The organism is Aquimarina sp. 433 (assembly GCF_054054605.1).
Map to the genome: position 1 here is coordinate 1 of NZ_JBSWZK010000021.1, position 19,851 is coordinate 19,851.

Below are 19,851 nucleotides of genomic sequence, written 5' to 3' on the forward strand. Positions count from 1 at the left end.
AAGGGAAACAAAAGTCTAAATCAGCTTATAAGTCTTAAAACTTAGAGCCTTGTCATAGGTTACTTTTGTTTCCTTTCTCTTTCATAAATATCTAAAAAACAAATCTAAAGGAGCTTGTCGAAGTGTTGTCGAAGGGTTGGCAATGAAAAAAAGAAAAGAAGTTGTATCAAATCGAAATAAATAAAATATTCCTATCACTCATTTCCATTATCCTGATTTTATGCACGCTTAAACTTCAAAACAGAACTTTTAACAAAAAATTTCCTTCGATTACGGAAATCCGTAAGGACTTCAGCTAGAGTAGATTTATGTTTGTATCGTCAAAAAAGGAAATACATACTTAATCAGTATACACATCAAAAAACGTAGCAGTTAAACAAAAAAGGTAATGGGAAAAAGGAATACGGATCAAGCAGTTATTAATGGTATTTTGAATGGGGATCAAGAAATACTAACTATTTTTTACAGAGATAATATTAGCTATATCCAAGGATACATTCTTAGACATAGCGGTACAATGCAAGATGTTGAAGATATTTTTCAAGATGCGCTGGTTGTACTCTACCAAAAAATTAAATCTGGAACTTTTGAAATCCGTGTTCCTTTAACTACCTATTTCTACGGAATCTGCAAAAACACCTGGAGGACCCGTTTACGCAAAAAACATCAAATCGTTTTCGACGAAACGATGATCGATACAAAAAAAGAAACAATAGATGCCATTACAAGTTCCATAGAAAATGATGAACGTGAGCATTTATACCGAAAACATTTCCAAAAACTAAGTACTAGTAACAGAAGTTTAATGCTCCTTTATTTCGAAGGAAAATCAGTAAACGAAATCTCAAAGATCACTGGATATACTCCAGGATATACTAGAAAAAAGAAGTTCGATGCTAAAAAGGAACTTTTAATGAGAATCGAACAAGACCCAATGTTTCAAGAATTGAGAGTTCCTGCGTAAACTTCTGTATTAAGAATAACAATTACAAATAACTATAAAACCAAAGCCAGATTACTACGAGTGATCTGGCTTTTGCAGTTAGTATAAAGAAGGTTTGTATGATAGAAAGACTACTTGTAGTTTTTGATAGTATAACCAATCTAATAGATAATTCACAGAAAAGAACTCAAAACCAACTCTTAACACGTATTTTTTTCAATAAAAAAACAAAAAAACCAAATTATTTTTTACTACGCAAAAAGAATGCGTAGTTACTTAAAACATTTGCATTGTAATTAACAACAAAATGCGAATAAGATGAAACGAGCATTAAGAAATTTAAAAATTATTTCACAAAGGAAATTTTTAAAATTCTTAATGAGAGAACGAAGTGGTAACATACGTTCTCAATTTTATAATTAACTATTTATTAAACAATTATTAAAATTTAAACGTATGAAATTTAATGTATTTACAAAATCAAAAAATGAGGTAAGAAATTATCAAGGTGCAAAGGCATTTAGATTATCTCCTGAAATGGAATTGTACACGGCTGTTGTTAATTCCACTTTAGAAAAAACCAATTACGAAGCTACCAATGATCGATTAGAAAGAATTATCAAACTGGTTCAAAAAAACGATCCTTACTTTGTAGCACAGCTAGCTGTGTATGCAAGACAAAAAATGTATCTAAGATCCATTCCTATCGTATTGGCAGTAGAATTATCTAAAGTTCATAGTGGTGATAATTTGGTTAGCAAAACCGTAAATGGTGTGATCCAAAGAGCAGATGAAATTACCGAGCTTTTAGCATACTACCAATTTGCTAATCAGAGAACTGGAACTAAAAAGTTGAACAAGCTTTCTAAGCAAATTCAAAAAGGTATCGTGATGGCTTTAAATAAGTTTGATGCATACCAATTTGCAAAATATAATAGAAAAACTGAGGTTACTTTTAAAGATGCTATCTTTTTAACACACCCTAAACCAAAGGATGATATACAACAATCCATCTTTGATAAGGTGATCAATGATAGTTTAGAAGTTCCTTATACTTGGGAAGTTGAGTTATCGACTTTAGGTCAGCAAAAGTTTGCCAATGATATCGAAAAGCAAAACGCCTTTACCGCAAAGTGGGAAGAACTTATCGATAGCAACAAACTTGGATACATGGCGCTAATGCGTAATCTAAGAAACATCCTTGAAGCAGAGGTAAGTCATGCACATATTGCCAAAATCGTTACTACTCTTACTAACGAAAGTAATGTAAAACGATCTAAGCAGTTACCATTTAGATTTATGGCTGCATACCAGGAATTAAGTGCGGTAAAATCCTCTTACACTTCATACATTTTAGATGCTTTAGAAAAAGCAATCCAAATTAGTGTGATCAATATGAAAGGATTTGAACTAGACACAAAAGTGGTAGTAGCATGTGATGTATCTGGATCGATGATGCAACCTATTTCTAGAAAGAGTAAGATACAAGCTTACGATATCGGATTAGTACTAGGTATGTTGTTGCAAAACAAATGCAAAAATGTGATCACAGGTCTTTTCGGAGATCGATGGAAACAATATGTATTACCAAAAGGTAATGTATTATCCAATGTAATGAAGCTAAAAAGAATTGAAGGTGAAGTTGGATATTCTACAAACGGTTACAAAGTGATTCAAAGTCTGAATAACAACAGAACCAAAATAGATAAGGTGATGATCTTTACGGATTGTCAACTATGGAATAGTGGTCATTACAATTCGGATAAGCATATTAAAACTGAGTGGAACGCATACAAAAAGCTAGTTCCAAATGCTAAACTATACATCTTCGATTTAATGGGATACAACAGTGCTCCGTTACAAGTAGAAAAAAATGATGTATACCTAATTGGTGGTTGGAGTGATAAAGTTTTTGAAGTGCTAGACGCTTTAGAAAATGGAAACTCAGTAATCCAATATATCAAGGAGCAATCCTTATAACAGTAGTAAGCTCACATCTATGAATGGTGTGAGCTTCTTAAACAAGTTCATTGAAAACATAGAAAAAATTGAAAAAACAAGTGCCGTAAAAAAGAGTTACTTCGTAACTATAACGGTCCTAAGGTAGCGTAGCACAAGCGATTGTGTGAGCGAAGCTGGGTTAAAAACTAGCAGGGTGAAATGCATATATGCGCACATCTATCTGAGATTTCGAATCACCGGTTCACTGTCCGCCTATGGCGGATAAGAACGACGCTCTTCTAAGAGCATCTCTCTTTTTGCTTTTTGCCTTGTTTTACATAAAAATATTAAAAGTAAGTGTCGTAAATAAGAGTTACTTCGCATTCATAACGCCGTGGTCGTGGGTTCGAGTCCCACTTCATCTCTGATGGATAGCTCAGTTGGATAGAGCGCGCAACAGTTTCTTATTGTTTTTCACCTTACTTCAATAAAGAATACATATAGTAAGTGTCGTAGAAAAGTTTTACTTCGTTGTCGAACTATTGGGGTCATGGGTTCGAGTCCCATTCTGCTTAGGCAGGTAGCTCAGAGAGGTTAGAGCACAATACATAACAGACTTTTTGCTTTTTACCTTACTTTTTAAAGTATATTCTCTAGAACATAAAGTGTCGTAGACTAGTGTTACTTCGTAGGTTCGATTCCGAATTCCTCCACAAAAAACCATAAACACAACAAATATCATGGGGGAATTACGCTCAAATTTGGTGAGCAAGATTCACTAATCGCTTTTTACCTTTATCAAAAAGAGAATACCATATTACTATAAAGAGTGTCGTAGAAAAACGTTACTTCGATTCAGGTTCCGGTAATGTAGGTGCAACTCCTACCCTCGAAAGAGGTCGTCTAATAGTAGGACGCCGTTATAGTCGTTTTTTGATCATTACCTCTTTTTTTAAAGAATAAAAATAAAACAAGTGCCGTAGACAAAAGTTACTTCGCACTTTTAATGCCGATGTTGCGGGTTCGAGTCCCGTCTCTTCCACAAATATACTTTTGGGTAAAACTAAAAGAATTCAATCTCGATTATCGAGAGATATTTAATTGGGAGAGTAGCTCAATTGGTAGAGCACGTATTTGTCTTTTGTCGTTTTTTGCCTTGTTTTTTTTAAAATAAAAATCAAAAAACAAAGAGTGTCGTAGAAAAGTGTTACTTCGCACCGATAGTTTGAACAATTTTCACTTTTCAGTTAGTTACCTCTTTTTTAGCAGCATAGCAGAATGTGCCGTTTTGTAATCATACTTCGCTTTTTGGATAGGTTCATATGGGTTCGAATCCCATCGATACTAATTGATTATACACTTGTAGCCATTCTGTACTATTATTAAATAAAAAAGAAAACCAGGTTTGAACCTGGTTTTCTCGATTAAAAAAACATCCACTGACGACTGACTGGTCGATTATGAATTGAGGTATTATCTTTTTATAGCATTTATTTACATAAACAGGCTTATTGACAAAAACCCTAAAAAAAAAGTAAAAAAAATCACATTTATCTTTAAAGCACTGGTTTTACTCGTCAAAACGCGGTATATTTTATTTAAATTTATCACCTAATTTATCTAGACAACATCAACCTAATCAACATGAAAAAAGCTTTAGCCCTTATCGTAATTACCATCTGTATACTATCTTGTAAGAATGAAGGAAAGAAAGAATATTCTTATGAGAAAACATCCGAAACTACGAATGAGAAAACAACTACAAATAGTAATACCTCTTCTACTACTGCTGAATTATCCAGTATAGATTTTGCTAAAGAAGTAGAAAACTTCATTACCTGTAAAAAAACTGCTACCGAAAGAAATGATTGTAGAAATAGTATTACCAAAACTATTACCAAAGCTTTTGATCTCACCGAATTTAGTGATCCAAAACTTGGGTATGTCATATACGATAGTATCCGACCTATTGTAGAAGATTCCAAAAAGTGGTTACAACTTGGATCTATAAACCAAGAAAGCATCGATCAAGCATTGGCACATACCAATAGAGGAGGTTTGTCTTTAATCATTGATACTGCAGAAACCTATGGCCATGTAGTAATGATTGTTCCTGGTGATGCTAAAAAATCTGGATCTTGGGATATGAAATTACCAAATGTTCTTTCCTTGTCTAATTATAAACCTGAAAGTTCTTTTAGCAACAAATCACTGTCTTATGCCATGAGAAAAAGTGATGACTTAAAAATCTATGTAAGACAATAGAGTTAATAGTAACATTTAGATTTTTAGAAAATTTAATGATATTGTAAAATAGGCTTATTTTTTTTGAAGTAAATCTATTTTTACAGTTAATTTTTTGCACACTATTTCCCCATTCATTTCTCAATCATAATTTAAGTTAATTTTTATAAAACCTTAAAAACAACACCTTGATTTTTAATGGTTTAAAACCTGTTTTATCCGTAGATATTAGTAATTTGAAATCCGAAACTTTATAAAAAAGGCGTGATGACAAACACACACATCAACAGACGAGAATGGTTAAAAAAAGGAGTATTAACTTTGGGATCTATAGCTCTTATTCCTTCAGACATTTGGGCAAATACGGTTATCGAAGCTCAAAGGCATAATCAGAAGTTTTTATATCAGAATTCGTTGTTTGATGAGTTTACGCCACCAGAACTCCCTGATTTAAGTACCGTAAAAGCGCGCTTAATCTGGAATGAAAACCCTTATGGGCCTTCAAAAAAAGCTGCAAAAGCTTTTCAAGAACGTGTTTTTGATGGCAATCACTATTCTTGGAAAGCTTTGTACCAGCTGATAGAAAAAATAGCCACGAAAGAACAGGTAAAACCTAGTCAGATAATGATGGGGCCTGGTTCTTCGGATCTATTAGAAAAAACAGCATTGGTTTTATTCCAAGAAAAAGGAGGAAATGTGGTAAGCGCAGATCCTAGCTATATGTCTTTAGTCCATGTAGCAAAAGCATGTGGTGGTAACTGGAAGTCCATTAAATTAACTAAAGATTATCAGCATGATCTGGATGCAATGGAAGCAGCAATCGATGAACAAACCAAGTTAGTTTATATTACTAATCCTAATAATCCTACTGCTACTATTACCGATGCCAAAAAACTAAAGGATTTCTGCGCTCGAGTATCAGAAAAGGTTCCAGTGTTTATAGATGAAGCCTATATAGAACTTAGTGATGCTGGTCATAAAAACAGTATGGTTTCCCTAGTAGCGGAAGGCAAAAATGTGATGGTTGCCAGAACATTTTCCAAAATTCATGGAATGGCAGGGTTACGAATTGGATATATGATGGCTTCTGAACCATTATTAGAAAAAATTCAAAAAATTACCAGAGGCGGAATGGGAATTACCGGACCCACCATTGCTGCAGCAAGCGCAAGTATGGATGATACCGAATTTCTGGATTCTTGTAAGCAAAAAATTGCAGAAGGAAGAACCTATACCACCAATTTCTTAAAAAATATGGGAATTGAATGTATGCCTTCGCAAACTAATTTTTTGATGTTTCCTATCCAACTGGATGGAAATGAATTTTTAGAAAAAATCTATGCTGAAAAAGTGGTTGCTAGAGCATTTCGATTCTGGGATCAAAATTGGTGTAGAGTAAGTATAGGTACTATGGAGGAAATGAAAATCTTTACAAAAACAATCTCCCAAATCTTAGCATAATTCTATGGAAACCACCATTCAAAAAACCATTGTATTTGGGGTTTTTATACTTATCGGATTTTTGTTAAAACGCAAATTCACCTCTAAAGCGGAAACGCAAGGATTGAAAAAGATAATTCTAAACCTTGCGCTTCCTGCAACTATTTTTATAGCATTAATGGGAGTGAAAATTGACCAAAATCTATTAACACTTCCTTTCATCGCATTACTAATCAATGGCCTCTTATTTTGGATTTTCCCTTTTGTATTACCCATGGTAGGTTTCAAAAAAAATACTCCAGAATATAGAACGTTACGATTGCTACTACCTTCGTTGGCTCCAGGATTATCTTGCTTTCCCTTTATTGCAGAACTCTTGGGCCCTAACTATCTCGCCAAAGCAGCCATGGCAGATCTAGGAAACAAGGTATTTGTTTTAATCATTTTATACTGTGTAGCCATGCACTGGTATATGAAATTATCAAACAACTCAAATCAAAAACAGAACAGAAAATTAAAATCACTAATTACAACCCTACTATCTGAACCCGTAACGGTATTGATATTACTAGCGATCGGATTACTGTCTTTTGGGTTATCTTTTCAGAATTTACCAAATATGGTTCAGGATGTATTACAGAAGCTAAGCCTGTTAATGACTCCATTAGTAATGATTTTTATAGGTTTATCTGTAAAAATTAGGAAAGATCAGTTCATAAAAATAGTATCTGTTCTGATTTTGCGGACAGGAGTCGTACTATTAATTTCTGCTGGTATTATTGGACTAATGGGAATTACGATACGAGAAGAAATCCTATGGTTGGTTTCCTTTTCATTAAGTGCATGTAGTTTTTGGCCTTATGCGCATATTGCAGGTATAGGAGAAAAGGAGAAACAGGAATACGGCAGTGAAAAAACATTTCACAATGGATTGGCCATTAATGTACTGGCCATATCGTTTCCTTTATCAACTGTAATGATTATGGGTGTCATGCTAAATCCATCACTTGTAGGAGATCCTTATCGTATAATCTTATTAGCTATTGGTTGTATAGGTATTGGAGTGATACTCACTTTTTGGGTACGCTATCAAGAAATTAAAGATGTTGCTAAACGAACCACAACCATTGGTCCAAAGCAAAATATTTGGATGAACAAGACAAGCTTCTAAAAATTAACAACGCTCTTCCTTAAAAAAATAGATTTTTTATCTATCAACATTATATTGCGCAAAATGACTGCGTAATACAACTTCATCTTTGCCTTGTAATTAATAAAACTCTCTTTAGCATAAAAGGAAGTGCTGCGGAAAAAGACCTTTTACGTAACCGTGGAGTGATTGGATGATGTTGTTAGTGGCGTGCCCGCTAATGAATAGGTTTTGCAGAAGCACCGAAATACACAGGATGTAAAATAGGGAAGCGCATTTAGAGTCAATCTGTTAGCCAAGGCGAAAGTCTCAGTTCGAATCTGGGAAGAGAGACAAAAAACATACAAAGATGAAAACGAAACTAAGAGAAGCTATTGAAGACTTGTACATAGTTTTTAGAGACTATAAAATAGATAGCTTATTATTAAGAAAGTATAGTTGTCCTTGTTGTGTCACCGACGAAGAAATAAGGGCTATAACACAGAAGTCTTTAAAAGATTTATCTGGAAATGATATTGGACATTTTATGAGGTCTGCAATAACAACATTTGGTACTGTAGATGATTATAAGCACTTCCTGCCAAGAATTCTTGAATTAATGAGCCTAAAATCCTCATCAGATCTCATTGGTGATTTTACTTGTTTTGAAAAGTTAAATTATGCTGAATGGGAAACTTGGCCGGAAAAGGAAACTCAAGTGATAGAAAAATTCTTTAGCGAATTATGGTATGCAATTATTAACGATGAATGGAGTTCAGAATTTGAGATTAGTGAAGCGTTTGAGCTAATCACAATATATGGAAGCATAAAAAAATCATTAGAACTATGGACCGATTCCAAAACGGAAATATCATCATTGTTTATTGTTGAAGGCGTGCTTAATGGTTTTGCTTTTCGAGGAGATGATTATTTTACTAAAATTGTTTCAAAATGGTTATATTCTAAACCTATTTTAGATAAATTGGAGTATACATTTTTCAATCAAAAAGAAAAAGAAGCTGCTAATAGAACCGCTATTGTTCATAGTATATTAGAGAATAAATATCCGATTAGTTTTAATTATTAATACTTTTATCCCACAATTAATTTTATTACGCAAAACTATTGCGTAATACCATTTCATCTTTGCTTCATTAATTAGGAAAAAAATGAAAAATAAAGTAAACATTACAGGAAAAACATTAATCGATTTAGGTTTTAGATCTGGAAAGTGGTTTCCAGAAGCCATCGAATATATCAATACAAATCAGCTGGAAGATGAAGCGATGTTTGCCTATTTAGAACAATACAAACTACCTCCTTTACAGGAACTACATATAGATCCAGTGGATTTTAACATCAATATCAAAGCAGAGAATGAACAAGAAGAAGATAATGTTACTGCTGTGCTAAATTCCATGAAAACCTTGATGAAAACGCCTACTGTTATTGATGGAGCAGTGATGCCAGATGCTTGCCCTGCAGGTCCTAAAGGAACCATTCCTGTTGGTGGTGTTGTGGTTGCTAAAAATGCAATTCATCCAGGAATGCATAGTGCCGATATTTGTTGTTCTGTGATGCTAACAGATTTTGGCAAAACAGATCCTAAAAAAGTACTAGATGCTGCGCATACAAGCACACATTTTGGACCTGGTGGAAGACCAAGAGGAAAACAATACCAGTTAACAGATGAACTACTAGCTGAGTTTAAAAACAACTTCTTTCTAAAAGAAGATAAAGACATCAGCATGGCGAGAGAACATCTGGGAACACAAGGCGATGGAAATCATTTCTTATTTATTGGCACTTCTTCTAAAACGGGCAATACAATGATGATTACACATCACGGATCCAGAGGTGTGGGTGCTCGATTGTATAAAAAAGGAATGCACGTTGCGAATAAATTTAGAAGAGATATTTCTCCAGATACTTTGAAGCAAAATGCATGGATTCCATTTGATACCGAAGAAGGAAAAAGCTATTGGTCTGCTTTGCAAACGATTAGAAAATGGACAAAACTAAATCATGAGGTGATTCATGATGCTACGTTAAAATCTTTAGGTATGAAAGCTGAAAACAGATTCTGGAACGAACATAACTTTGTCTTTAAAGATGGAGATTTGTTTTACCATGCCAAAGGCGCTACTCCGCTTGATGCTAAGTTTATGCCAGATATTACAGGACCAAGATTGATTCCATTAAATATGGCAGAACCTGTATTGATTGTGGAAGGAACCACAACAGATACAAATCTTGGATTTGCTCCGCATGGTGCTGGTAGAAATTTAAGTAGAACGCAGCATAAAAGAAATAAAGAAGGACAAACGAGAGAAGAAATCTTTGAAATCGAAACGGCTGGACTAGACGTTCGTTTTTTCTCTAATGAGATCGATATTTCTGAATTGCCGAGTGCTTACAAAAATGCCAAAGCCGTGAGAAACCAGATGGACGAATTCGGATTAGGAGAAGTAATCGATGAGGTGATGCCTTATGGATGTATCATGGCCGGAGATTTCCAGATCAATGCTCCATGGAGAAAGAAAAGAAGAAGGAAATAAGGGAAGAAATGAGACTGATAGATAGGCATGTTTTTAAAGCGTTGACAAATCAGATTAGTGAAAGTGAATTTGAAGCGTATTTGTATCAAGATCATGTGATTGACACTATTGATTCTGACAAATTAATATTTGATCTTGTAAACATCAATTACCGCAAGGAATCTTGGAAGAAAGATCTTAGAAATGTTATTAACAAAAATTTTAAAGATGAAGATATTTTAGCATACCATTTTTATTTCTATTGTTTCCGTCTTCTTCAGGTTAAAAATGAGTCCGAAATTTATGATATCGTGGATCAACTAGCTGCTAACTATATCAAATTTGATTATAATCATAAATCTTTTTTAGAGTTTTATAGATTCAACTCACGTTGGAACATGGTTTTAGATGAAGTTTCTCATGAGAATCTCAATGAAATAATTATTGACGTTAAAGAATTTTCTAGAAAAATCATCGACATATATGGTAAAACAAAAGAGATTAAACGATTATTGAATATTTCATCTGATATACCTCTAGAAACTTGGCAAGAACCTGATAAGGAAGAAATTATTGATTTTCTTTCAAACAAAAAATTTAAGCTGGAATCTGTGGATGAATATGATACTGTATTAGAAGGATATTACAGTGAAAATCAAATACAAGAAATTAAGTTGGATACTATTAGATCTATCAGATCAAAAATAATTAACCGTCTTCCTATTTTTCTAATTATTGGGTTGTCATTATTTGCAGGCAGTTACAATGGTGTTTTAGATGGTAAAGTAGGTTTCATATATGTTATTTTCTTGATTGGAATAGGCTTATTACTATCTGCAATTACTGATATTATTCAATTAATTTGGTATTCAAGATATAAATAATAATATATTGTTTAGTATCAATCGTCAGTTCGAGTGATTTTTCGAAATGGATTGAAGAAAAATTGTATCGAGAACATCTTCAAAGTTGATAGCTAATATCTCGATACATTTTTTGTTTTGCTTATGCGACACAAAAAACACTCGATAAGACGAAAAAAAGTTTAAAAGGCTTATAAAATGGCAACAAGAAAAGGAACACTGTATTGAGTTTTTAATTTTTAAACTTAATACCAATGAAATCTTATGACAACAAAAAGTTTTATAACTACAGTAGAAAACATAAGAGAAGAAAAAGAAGCCGACACATTGTAAACTGGTGGAAATTAGGGAGCGACTACACAAGAGAAAAGAGACGAGAGTATCGAACTAAATGTAAAGTCATTTTACGTAAAAAATTAAATGATGAATTAGTTGAATTTCCATTGTATAAAAAAACAATGTGGTGGGATTCTTAATTAAAAAATAGTTTATAACGGCCTACCAAAAGCTTGTTGTAAAATTTGAAGTGAAAATACCGTAAAATTTTAGACTGTCTGAGCGTAGCGAGTTTCTAAAATTTAGGTATTAAACAATAAATTTAAGCAAGCTTTTGTAAGCCTAGACTTTTTTGTTTCTTTTTTTGGCAATGAAAAAAAGAAAAAATAAATAATATGAACATCTACCAATCTATTCAAAACAGCATACCTTTCCTTTCAGAATCCTGGAAGAAAACGTATGCTGCTTTTTTCGAAGAAGAACATTTACAGGTTTTCGCAAATACACTTCAGAAATGGCACAAGTATGGTGTGCCTGACACATTACCACTTCCTCATTTCGAAGAAGAAACCACTCCTCCACTATCCCAAGCATTTGAAAATTTTAAAACGATTCTTTCAGAAAAAGAAACCACTCCACAAGATTGGTCGACAACTATTGAAAACACACCTTTCGAGCATCTTTTATTACTAATTGGTCAACGATGCACCTCAGCCACATTGCAAAATTCAGCAGCAATTCCACCAGTAAAAGAAACATTATTAGCTAGTTGTTTCACTCCTTTTAATCATCAAATCTGTATAGCTACCAGAGCCTGGGAAAAACATATCGGAAGATCCGATGACAATTTCTGGGGAACGATGAAAGGAAATCCAGCTCAAAAAGAAGAAAAAGTAAAACAACGAATTCTGGAGATCATCGAAAATAAAACCTGGTGGAACATATTTTATCATTATCAGCATGAATATGTATATGAAATTCGAGTTGCTAGTGGTCATGGCATTCGATGGAATCATAAAGGAACCAAGCTTATTGGATTCTTAGAACCTTTTTTATAGACAAGTAATTTATAGAAGTTGGTTTACTTACCTTTGTAAAAACCAAGTGCCAGCTTAAAACTATTGTATGATTTTTACCATCCAGAATGACCAACTAACCGTAACTATCAATTCGGTAGGAGCAGAACTCTCTAGTATCATTACTAAAAAAGATAACAAAGAATACCTATGGCAAGGAGATCCAACTATTTGGGCAAGCCAAGCCCCAGTCTTGTTCCCAATTGTAGGTGGATTAAAGAATGGAACCTATGATTATAAAGATCAACAATACGGGTTACCTAAGCATGGTTTTATTAGATACAATACAGCAATTGAGGGAATTCAAAACTCGGAAACTAAAGTGTCATTTACACTGTCCCCATCAGAAGAAACTATTGAAAAATATCCTTTTCAATTTACATTCACTATTAGTTATGAACTTGTAGAGAATCAATTAATTGTTTCACATACCGTAGAAAATACAGACACAAAAACTATGTACTTTTCTATTGGTGGTCATCCAGCATTTAACTGCCCTATAGATCCTTCAGAAAACTATGAGGATTACTTTATCGAATTGGAACAAACTAAAAATACAGATTGCTTTGTGCTTACCTCTGATGGATTGATTAGCGATGAAACGATGTCCGTAATTAAAGACCATAAAATCTGGCTTACCGATACTATTTTTGATAAGGATGCGCTGATTTTTAAGGATATTCAAGCAAATAAAGCTACGCTTATTCATAAAGAAAAAGGAGCTATACTTTCTATGGATTTTAAAGATTTTCCAGATCTTGGTATATGGGCAAAACCTAAAGCACCCTACGTATGTATCGAACCTTGGTTAGGATATGCCGATGTAATTTCTACAACGCAAAACATTATCGAAAAAGAAGGCATTCAGCACTTAGAAAAAGAAAAAATACATCGTAGTTCTTATAGCATCACTATCACTAACGCTTGATTATACAATTTTACTAATCTTCAGCACAATCTGTCATAGACAGACCATTCCGAATGATGTCTTTTTTCGCTCTAATATTCATATGAGACGCTTTCATCAAAATTAGCAACATTCAATATCAATTGATTCCCTTCCACTTGCAGATTGGAAATATCAAAATCTAACTCTTGTGTAATAAAAGCTAAACAAGCTTCTTCATTTCTTAAAGACAATCTGAGATTTCTTTGTGGTGGATCAGATTCTAAAACAATACCAGAATCTATTAAATTCAGTTGCCAGGTATCTCCATCACAACCAGAAGCACCAAAGTTGATTTTCAAACAATTGCCTGTAATAGATACACTATTAATCGAAACCGGATCGGAAGGGCCATTTGCAAATTCCGCAGCACTTATCAAGGTTGTCATATCACAGTTAGTAGGAATTACATTGTTATCATCATTGTTAGAACAACTCAAAATTGCAGTTGCGGTTAGTAATATAAGTAAGATACGTTGCATGAGTAAGGATTTATGTTATTCTATAGATGAAATTGTATCCAAATGGTTGCGATGAATTTTGTAAAAACTTGATATCAACTATTTAAAATAAAAATGAATTAGTGCTCAAATTTGGATTTCTCTTCAAAATAATCCCATATTTGCAGCTAAAGTAAGAACCAAAAAATCAAGTTTAACATCTATGAATCCATTTTCAATACATAAAAAAGGACGCTGTAAAGTCGTTTTCGAATCGAAAGCATAGATAAAAAACTAGAATAATTATATTTCTTTTAAGCGTCCAAAACAAATTGGACGCTTTTTTTATGTTTTTATTCTAAAAAAAATTGCAATCAGATACAAAGTTATTTGAACGATAGTAAAAAGATTCTCAGCTGATTAGATATTTGTCGAAAGACAGACAGGATTTTCTTTGCTTAAAAACAACCATAAATACCTAAAAATCAATTAATTAAATTGAAATTTTATTTGCGTAAGTAAAAAATAGATTTCATATTTGCACCGCACTAAAGCAATAACAAATGTCACACTGTCCCGATAGCTATCGGGAGTCGAAGTGTAAAGACAAAAAATTAATAACTATTAATAACCGAAGTATTATGACCTTTAGAGATTTACACACAGATGCACTAAGAGAACAAGGTTCTTTTATGCATATGCTTCGGGACTTCATTCATATGTAGCATACTAGCAATATCGATATGAAAAGTCCGAAGCCCAAAGTTTCGGATTTTTTTATAAGTATTTTATATCGACAGCTTATGCTATAATTCCGAAATATAAATATTCAGTTCAATCCTTGGATAATCATCAGGTATGTATATCCGGAAAACTCTAGCGTATTCATCCCAATAGAGCTTTCTAGTGACATCCGTATAGGCTTAATTCAATGCATGCTAACTAAAGTGATTAGTGCAGTTGCAAGAGAATAGAAGTGGCTTTACGTAATGAACAATCCAGTAAAGAACTTTAAAATGGAAACAAATTGGAAAACAAAAAACGTACAAAATCAACATAGCACTTATTTAAAACTGGTAAAGAAGATATATTACGAGAATAACAAGTCAATGCAATATAAAGGAACCATGGAGTCCTTGCTTCGGGAGTTTTTTTCAAGAACCAGTAAGAAAAAGTATACATGGAAACGAGATGTTTTTAAAAGACTTTTAGTTCATCTATACAGCCAAAAGTGTTATGCCATACTCCGAGACTATAACAGTGTTGCAGTGCTGCATAACATTAGTTCTTTTGGTAACAAAATAGTAAGAAATGTGGAAGACTGGAAAAATGAATATTTAACAAAAGAGGAGCAATTAAGTGCAATCATAAAACATTGTTTCACAATGTATGAAACTCCTTCTTTTTTAGAAAACTCTTTCTTTGGTTGTGATAAAAAATCGATGCTCTGGTATATACAGCTAGGTAAAGGAAAAAGCATAAAAGAATTATCTCAAATGCCTATAAACCTAACAAGTAAAATGGCACATGAGTTTAGAAATGCACCTTCCTATATGTCAGTTAATGAGGCCTTACGTTATGCACAAGCATTAGGTTTTGGAGCATCAACACCAATTGCCAGAAAGATTGGAAATTCTAGACTATCAGTTATCAGACAAGAACAAGAAAGTTTTTGGGCTTCAGTGGTTCATTTTTTCGCACGAGAAGAAAAACTGAATGTAAGTGAAGTAGATATGATTGTGGATTATTTGACTTTTAAATATCGAGAAAATCCATGGTATTCTATGAAAAATAGAACTCTTAGTGCTTTGTTACATCAAACACAAGAGTGGCATAGAAGTGTATACTTCGATAGAAAAGGTGGGTTTTTAGAATGGAAAAGTTTGGGTATACAGGCTTTGTTTGTGGAAGAATTTATAGATCATAAAAAGGTAGTTTACAAAACGGTTGAACTGTTGAATTCAATACAACTTTATGATGAAGGAAACGCAATGCAACACTGTGTTGCAGAATATGATACCGATTGTCAAAACAAAAGATGTGCTATTTTTTCTTTACAGAAAGAGGTTGAAGGAGAACCCATAAAGCGCTTGGTGACATTAGAAATAGGATTGCCAGAATATCAAATCCGTCAGGCTAAAGCAAAATATAATGAGGAGCCTGATGCTAAATCATTGGAATTGATAAATCATTGGATAAACAATTCGCAAATAAGAAGAACCAAAGAAATGGATTATGAAACTCCTTATCAACATCAATTAAATGTGAGACCTGTTAGAAATGTAATGCAATCAGCGGAGAGTTATGATACAGTTGATGTGTTAAAAGTTCTAGTATGGATCCTGTATATCATTATAAAAATGATGCTGATAAGTAGGTAAAAAAAGAGAAGATGACTTCTTGATAGTCATCTTCTCCTAAAAAACAAATATCATGGGAAAGAAATTAAGCGGAAAAGACTTAATCAAATTAGGCTTTCCAAAAAACAATAGTATTAATGTGACATTGGGTCAGATTAATCGATATCAAAAAAGAGTAAAGAAAGAACAAATATTACAAGAAGCAAAAAAAGTATTACTAAATCCAGAAGCATATCAAGGTGACGGGATTTGGGGTAAAATTGCAGAGAGTTTGCTAAAACCTGTTGAGGTAAAAAAGCACGCATTAAAAACCACAAGAGCTCCATTCCAGATCTATGGTGAGAATGAAATCGAGGATCAAGCAAAATATCAATTGTTTGATGCACTAAAGTTACCAGTTTCGGTTGCTGGAGCATTGATGCCAGATGCCCATAGTGGTTATGGTTTACCTATTGGTGGTGTGTTAGCCACCAAAAATGCAGTAATTCCGTATGGAGTTGGAGTAGACATTGGATGTAGAATGTGTTTAACTATTTATCCAATAGCAACTTCTTATCTAAAAGGAAAAAAGCATCAGCTAGAAAACATACTTTCCGAGCACACAAAATTCGGAATGTATGAAACCCATAAAGTAAAGCATGATCACGAGATCTTTGAGCGATCGGAATTTAAAGATATTCCGTTAGTAAAAAGATTAAAAGACAAAGCTTATAAACAATTGGGAACTTCTGGCGGAGGAAATCACTTTGTAGAATTTGGAGCAGTAGATATCTCAGATCCTAATAATCAATGGGGATTAGCAATCGGTTCTTATATAGGTGTGTTATCACATAGCGGTTCCAGAGGACTAGGAGCCAATATTGAAAGCACTATACCTATTTAGCTACCAAGCAATGTCCATTACCAAAACATGTGCAGCAATTAGCATGGTTGGATTTGGATACGCATGATGGACAAGAATATTGGTTAGCAATGAACCTTGCAGGTGACTATGCGCAAGCATGCCATGATAATATTCATGCTAGAATTGGAAAATTATTGGGAGCAAGACCAGTAGCCAAAATTGAGAATCATCACAATTTTGCCTGGAAGCAAGAGGTAAACGGCGAAGAATGTATTGTACATCGAAAAGGAGCTACTCCTGCTGCCAAAGGTGAGTTAGGAATCATTCCTGGATCTATGGTAGCACCAGGGTTTATTGTTCGTGGACTTGGAAATCCAGAGAGCTTGCAGTCTGCTTCTCATGGAGCCGGAAGATTACATTCCAGAAGAAAGTGTAAAGAGAAATTTACCAAAAGTGACATCAAAAAAGAGCTAAAAGCAAATGATGTTACCCTAATTGGTGGAGGAATTGATGAAGCTCCAATGGCGTACAAGGATATTACCAAAGTAATGGCAAACCAGCAAGAGCTTGTAGAAGTAGTAGGAACCTTTACTCCAAAAATTGTACGAATGGATAAATAAAGTGATTTGGGCGTTACCCCGATGCATACTTTTCGGGGTCAGGCTTTCGCTCATACTCCTCGATTGTTTGCCCTTCGAGGACCTCAGGGCACACAACCTGTGGGGTAACCGCTTTATCCTTAACGCAAAAAGAAAATAAAAATGAAAACTAAAATAATTCAAATAACGGCTGGAAGAGGACCTGCTGAATGTTGCTGGGTAGTTGCACAAGTATTGAAACTTTTTTTAGAAGAAATAAAAGCTAATGCATATGAGTATATAGTACTACATAGAGAAAAAGGAAGTCAAAATGGTACTGTACAATCGGCAACAGTGCAATTAAAAGGAAAAGAAATTGATACTTTTCTTTCTACATGGTTGGGCACTATTCAATGGATAGGAACCTCAACGTTCCGAAAATATCATAAACGTAAAAACTGGTTTATAGGAATGTACGAGATCAAACAGGTAGAACAACTAAGTATCAAAGCACAAGACATCTCTTTTCAAACCATGCGCAGTTCAGGTCCTGGTGGCCAAAATGTAAACAAGGTGAATTCTGCCGTAAGAGCTACCTATCACTCAACAGGAGATCAAGTAGTGGTAATGGACAGCAGATCACAACATCAAAATAAAAAAATAGCAATCGAAAGATTAAAAGAAAAAGTATACCAAAGTCAACTCCAAAAAATACAAAAGTCGCTATGCGATCAATGGGAAAATCATTTGAATGTAGCACGTGGTAATCCCATCAGAAAATTTAAAGGAACTGATTTTAAGAAAATAAAGAAAAAACAATCGTATGCCTCAAATCGTCAACAATTAAAAAACGATTTGCGCAACGAATTAAAATACTAACGTCATGAGCAATTTACTAGACAAATATTTATTTCAGGCATTAGATGCTTATCCATACAATCTGGAAGAAGCTGTAGAATCTTTGAACTATGCACTATCATACGATGACAAAAATCCAATTGCATTATGTCTAATGGGCCAGATCTATGCAGAGAATCTAAGAAATTACGAAGAAGCAAAGGAATATTATCAACAAGCATTAGCAGCAGATATGTATGCGCTAGATGTGTATCCAAAATATATCAATGTATTACTTTGGAACGAAGATTATGATGAAGCTGAAAAGTTAATCGACTTTGCTTTAACCATTAAAGGAACCGATAAAGCAGTATTGTATCTAAAAAAAGGAATTCTTTTAGAGCAAAAACAAGAGTACAAAGCAGCTCTTAAAGTATTAAAAACTGCTAAGATATATGCATATAACAACTACTTTATTAGTGATTTAGAAGGTGACGAAAAAAGGATTAAAGATAAAATGCCTAAGAAAAAGAAGAAAAGTAACAACAAGAAAAAAGGCAAAAAAACTAAGAATTCTTCTAAAACGTCAAAGAAGAAAAGTAACTAATTATACAAACATGTCATTCCAGTCTGTTACATTGAGCTTGTCGAAATGCAGACTGGAATGACAAAAAAAACAAAAAACCATGGGAGCACCGCATAATAAAAAAAGATATGGAGAAGTATGGCCATCCTATAGAATCAAATATGCATTAGAAGCGTTAGAACTTCTAAAAGATTTAGTAATTCTATCAGGTGGTTGGGCCTGGCATTTTCTCTCTCCAGAAGGTCATACAGAATATAAACATGCACATGATCATAAAGATATTGACCTCTTTATTGATCCGAAAGATGTAGCTAGTGTGATGTGTATATTATTGGAGAACGGGTTTCAAAAAGTATGGACGCGCTATGATCATTTACCCAGTGATGAGAACTTTAGAAGATACGAAAAAACGGTAATCGCTAAAAATGAAAAATCTACACGAATTACCATTGATTTTTTCGTGAAATCTGAGATTCCTCATCGCACTGTAAAAGGTTGGAAGATTGTAGAACCTACATATCTATTAGGGTTGTACTCTAATATACACTCTAGTGATAAGTGTTGGGCAGTTCAATCAGCAATCAAACTACTATACAAAGGAATCGATCCTTTGGATAGAGAAGAATTGGTAACAATTCCAAAAAATTAAATAATTACAACGAGGCTGTCTAAAAAGTAATACATTTTTGTCAAACTGATTTCTATGACAAAACCAAATTGTTTTTATAAGCAGTTTGGTTTTTTATTATAGCAAAGATTCTATGAATAATTTTATTTCTCACTGCGTTAAGTACACTCATTTTATTTTTAC

15 protein-coding genes and 1 pseudogene are annotated in these 19,851 nt (G+C 33.7%); 15 read left to right on the forward strand and 1 reads right to left on the reverse strand.

The window, feature by feature from the left end; translation table 11 throughout:
• Positions 1–388: 388 nt before the first annotated feature.
• The 10 genes from ACWNT5_RS24025 to ACWNT5_RS24070 all read left to right on the forward strand — a co-directional run bounded on the left by ACWNT5_RS24025 (position 389) and on the right by ACWNT5_RS24070 (position 13,377).
• Entirely contained in the window at positions 389–964 is a 576-nt protein-coding gene (locus tag ACWNT5_RS24025; protein ID WP_299611150.1) for an RNA polymerase sigma factor, read from the forward strand.
• A 435-nt stretch (positions 965–1,399) separates the two neighbouring features.
• Entirely contained in the window at positions 1,400–2,923 is a 1,524-nt protein-coding gene (locus ACWNT5_RS24030; protein WP_456518824.1) for a TROVE domain-containing protein, read from the forward strand.
• Positions 2,924–4,528: 1,605 nt separating this feature from the next.
• Entirely contained in the window at positions 4,529–5,149 is a 621-nt protein-coding gene (locus ACWNT5_RS24035; RefSeq protein WP_456518825.1) for a hypothetical protein, read from the forward strand.
• A gap of 246 nt (positions 5,150–5,395) precedes the next feature.
• Positions 5,396–6,589, forward strand: coding sequence for a pyridoxal phosphate-dependent aminotransferase (locus tag ACWNT5_RS24040; protein WP_456518826.1), 1,194 nt, complete (start codon positions 5,396–5,398; stop codon positions 6,587–6,589).
• 4 nt (positions 6,590–6,593) lie between these two features.
• Complete coding sequence (locus tag ACWNT5_RS24045) at positions 6,594–7,739, forward strand: AEC family transporter (protein WP_456518827.1); 1,146 nt, start codon at positions 6,594–6,596, stop codon at positions 7,737–7,739.
• A gap of 328 nt (positions 7,740–8,067) precedes the next feature.
• Positions 8,068–8,784 (forward strand): hypothetical protein, encoded by a 717-nt coding sequence (locus ACWNT5_RS24050; RefSeq protein WP_456518828.1) that lies wholly within the window; start codon positions 8,068–8,070, stop codon positions 8,782–8,784.
• 82 nt (positions 8,785–8,866) lie between these two features.
• Positions 8,867–10,255 carry an RtcB family protein gene (locus ACWNT5_RS24055; protein ID WP_456518829.1) on the forward strand — a complete coding sequence of 463 codons (1,389 nt, stop codon included), beginning with the start codon at positions 8,867–8,869 and terminating at the stop codon, positions 10,253–10,255.
• Positions 10,228–11,118 carry a hypothetical protein gene (locus tag ACWNT5_RS24060; RefSeq protein WP_456518830.1) on the forward strand — a complete coding sequence of 297 codons (891 nt, stop codon included), beginning with the start codon at positions 10,228–10,230 and terminating at the stop codon, positions 11,116–11,118. The genes ACWNT5_RS24055 and ACWNT5_RS24060 overlap by 28 nt, the downstream gene beginning before the upstream one ends.
• A gap of 650 nt (positions 11,119–11,768) precedes the next feature.
• Entirely contained in the window at positions 11,769–12,431 is a 663-nt protein-coding gene (locus ACWNT5_RS24065) for a hypothetical protein (protein WP_456518831.1), read from the forward strand.
• A gap of 67 nt (positions 12,432–12,498) precedes the next feature.
• The gene (locus tag ACWNT5_RS24070) at positions 12,499–13,377 is read left to right on the forward strand and encodes an aldose 1-epimerase family protein (protein WP_456518832.1); all 879 of its coding nucleotides are present in this window, start codon (positions 12,499–12,501) and stop codon (positions 13,375–13,377) included.
• A 71-nt stretch (positions 13,378–13,448) separates the two neighbouring features.
• Here ACWNT5_RS24070 and ACWNT5_RS24075 read toward each other — a convergent pair whose 3' ends face one another.
• Entirely contained in the window at positions 13,449–13,877 is a 429-nt protein-coding gene (locus tag ACWNT5_RS24075; protein WP_456518833.1) for a hypothetical protein, read from the reverse strand.
• Between the two features lie 974 nt (positions 13,878–14,851).
• Here ACWNT5_RS24075 and ACWNT5_RS24080 point away from each other — a divergent pair.
• The 5 genes and pseudogenes from ACWNT5_RS24080 to ACWNT5_RS24100 all read left to right on the forward strand — a co-directional run bounded on the left by ACWNT5_RS24080 (position 14,852) and on the right by ACWNT5_RS24100 (position 19,689).
• Positions 14,852–16,216, forward strand: coding sequence for a PcfJ domain-containing protein (locus ACWNT5_RS24080; RefSeq protein WP_456518834.1), 1,365 nt, complete (start codon positions 14,852–14,854; stop codon positions 16,214–16,216).
• Between the two features lie 52 nt (positions 16,217–16,268).
• Positions 16,269–17,659 (forward strand): annotated as a pseudogene (locus ACWNT5_RS24085) (RtcB family protein).
• A 141-nt stretch (positions 17,660–17,800) separates the two neighbouring features.
• Positions 17,801–18,496: a peptide chain release factor H gene (gene prfH, locus ACWNT5_RS24090; protein ID WP_456518835.1), complete on the forward strand. Its 696-nt coding sequence runs from the start codon at positions 17,801–17,803 to the stop codon at positions 18,494–18,496.
• A gap of 4 nt (positions 18,497–18,500) precedes the next feature.
• On the forward strand, positions 18,501–19,061 hold the full coding sequence (locus tag ACWNT5_RS24095) for a tetratricopeptide repeat protein (RefSeq protein ID WP_456518836.1): 561 nt from the start codon (positions 18,501–18,503) through the stop codon (positions 19,059–19,061).
• Between the two features lie 79 nt (positions 19,062–19,140).
• Positions 19,141–19,689, forward strand: coding sequence for a hypothetical protein (locus ACWNT5_RS24100; protein WP_456518837.1), 549 nt, complete (start codon positions 19,141–19,143; stop codon positions 19,687–19,689).
• The last annotated feature ends 162 nt before the right edge of the window (positions 19,690–19,851 follow it).

Excerpts from the sequence above, each read along its gene's own strand:
- ACWNT5_RS24025 (WP_299611150.1), top strand. The coding sequence starts at position 389 with ATGGGAAAAAGGAATACGGATCAAGCAGTTATTAATGGTATTTTGAAT.
- ACWNT5_RS24030 (WP_456518824.1), top strand. The coding sequence starts at position 1,400 with ATGAAATTTAATGTATTTACAAAATCAAAAAATGAGGTAAGAAATTAT.
- ACWNT5_RS24035 (WP_456518825.1), top strand. The coding sequence starts at position 4,529 with ATGAAAAAAGCTTTAGCCCTTATCGTAATTACCATCTGTATACTATCT.
- ACWNT5_RS24040 (WP_456518826.1), top strand. The coding sequence starts at position 5,396 with ATGACAAACACACACATCAACAGACGAGAATGGTTAAAAAAAGGAGTA.
- ACWNT5_RS24045 (WP_456518827.1), top strand. The coding sequence starts at position 6,594 with ATGGAAACCACCATTCAAAAAACCATTGTATTTGGGGTTTTTATACTT.
- ACWNT5_RS24050 (WP_456518828.1), top strand. The coding sequence starts at position 8,068 with ATGAAAACGAAACTAAGAGAAGCTATTGAAGACTTGTACATAGTTTTT.
- ACWNT5_RS24055 (WP_456518829.1), top strand. The coding sequence starts at position 8,867 with ATGAAAAATAAAGTAAACATTACAGGAAAAACATTAATCGATTTAGGT.
- ACWNT5_RS24060 (WP_456518830.1), top strand. The coding sequence starts at position 10,228 with ATGGAGAAAGAAAAGAAGAAGGAAATAAGGGAAGAAATGAGACTGATA.
- ACWNT5_RS24065 (WP_456518831.1), top strand. The coding sequence starts at position 11,769 with ATGAACATCTACCAATCTATTCAAAACAGCATACCTTTCCTTTCAGAA.
- ACWNT5_RS24070 (WP_456518832.1), top strand. The coding sequence starts at position 12,499 with ATGATTTTTACCATCCAGAATGACCAACTAACCGTAACTATCAATTCG.
- ACWNT5_RS24075 (WP_456518833.1), bottom strand. The coding sequence starts at position 13,877 with ATGCAACGTATCTTACTTATATTACTAACCGCAACTGCAATTTTGAGT.
- ACWNT5_RS24080 (WP_456518834.1), top strand. The coding sequence starts at position 14,852 with ATGGAAACAAATTGGAAAACAAAAAACGTACAAAATCAACATAGCACT.
- prfH (WP_456518835.1), top strand. The coding sequence starts at position 17,801 with ATGAAAACTAAAATAATTCAAATAACGGCTGGAAGAGGACCTGCTGAA.
- ACWNT5_RS24095 (WP_456518836.1), top strand. The coding sequence starts at position 18,501 with ATGAGCAATTTACTAGACAAATATTTATTTCAGGCATTAGATGCTTAT.
- ACWNT5_RS24100 (WP_456518837.1), top strand. The coding sequence starts at position 19,141 with ATGGGAGCACCGCATAATAAAAAAAGATATGGAGAAGTATGGCCATCC.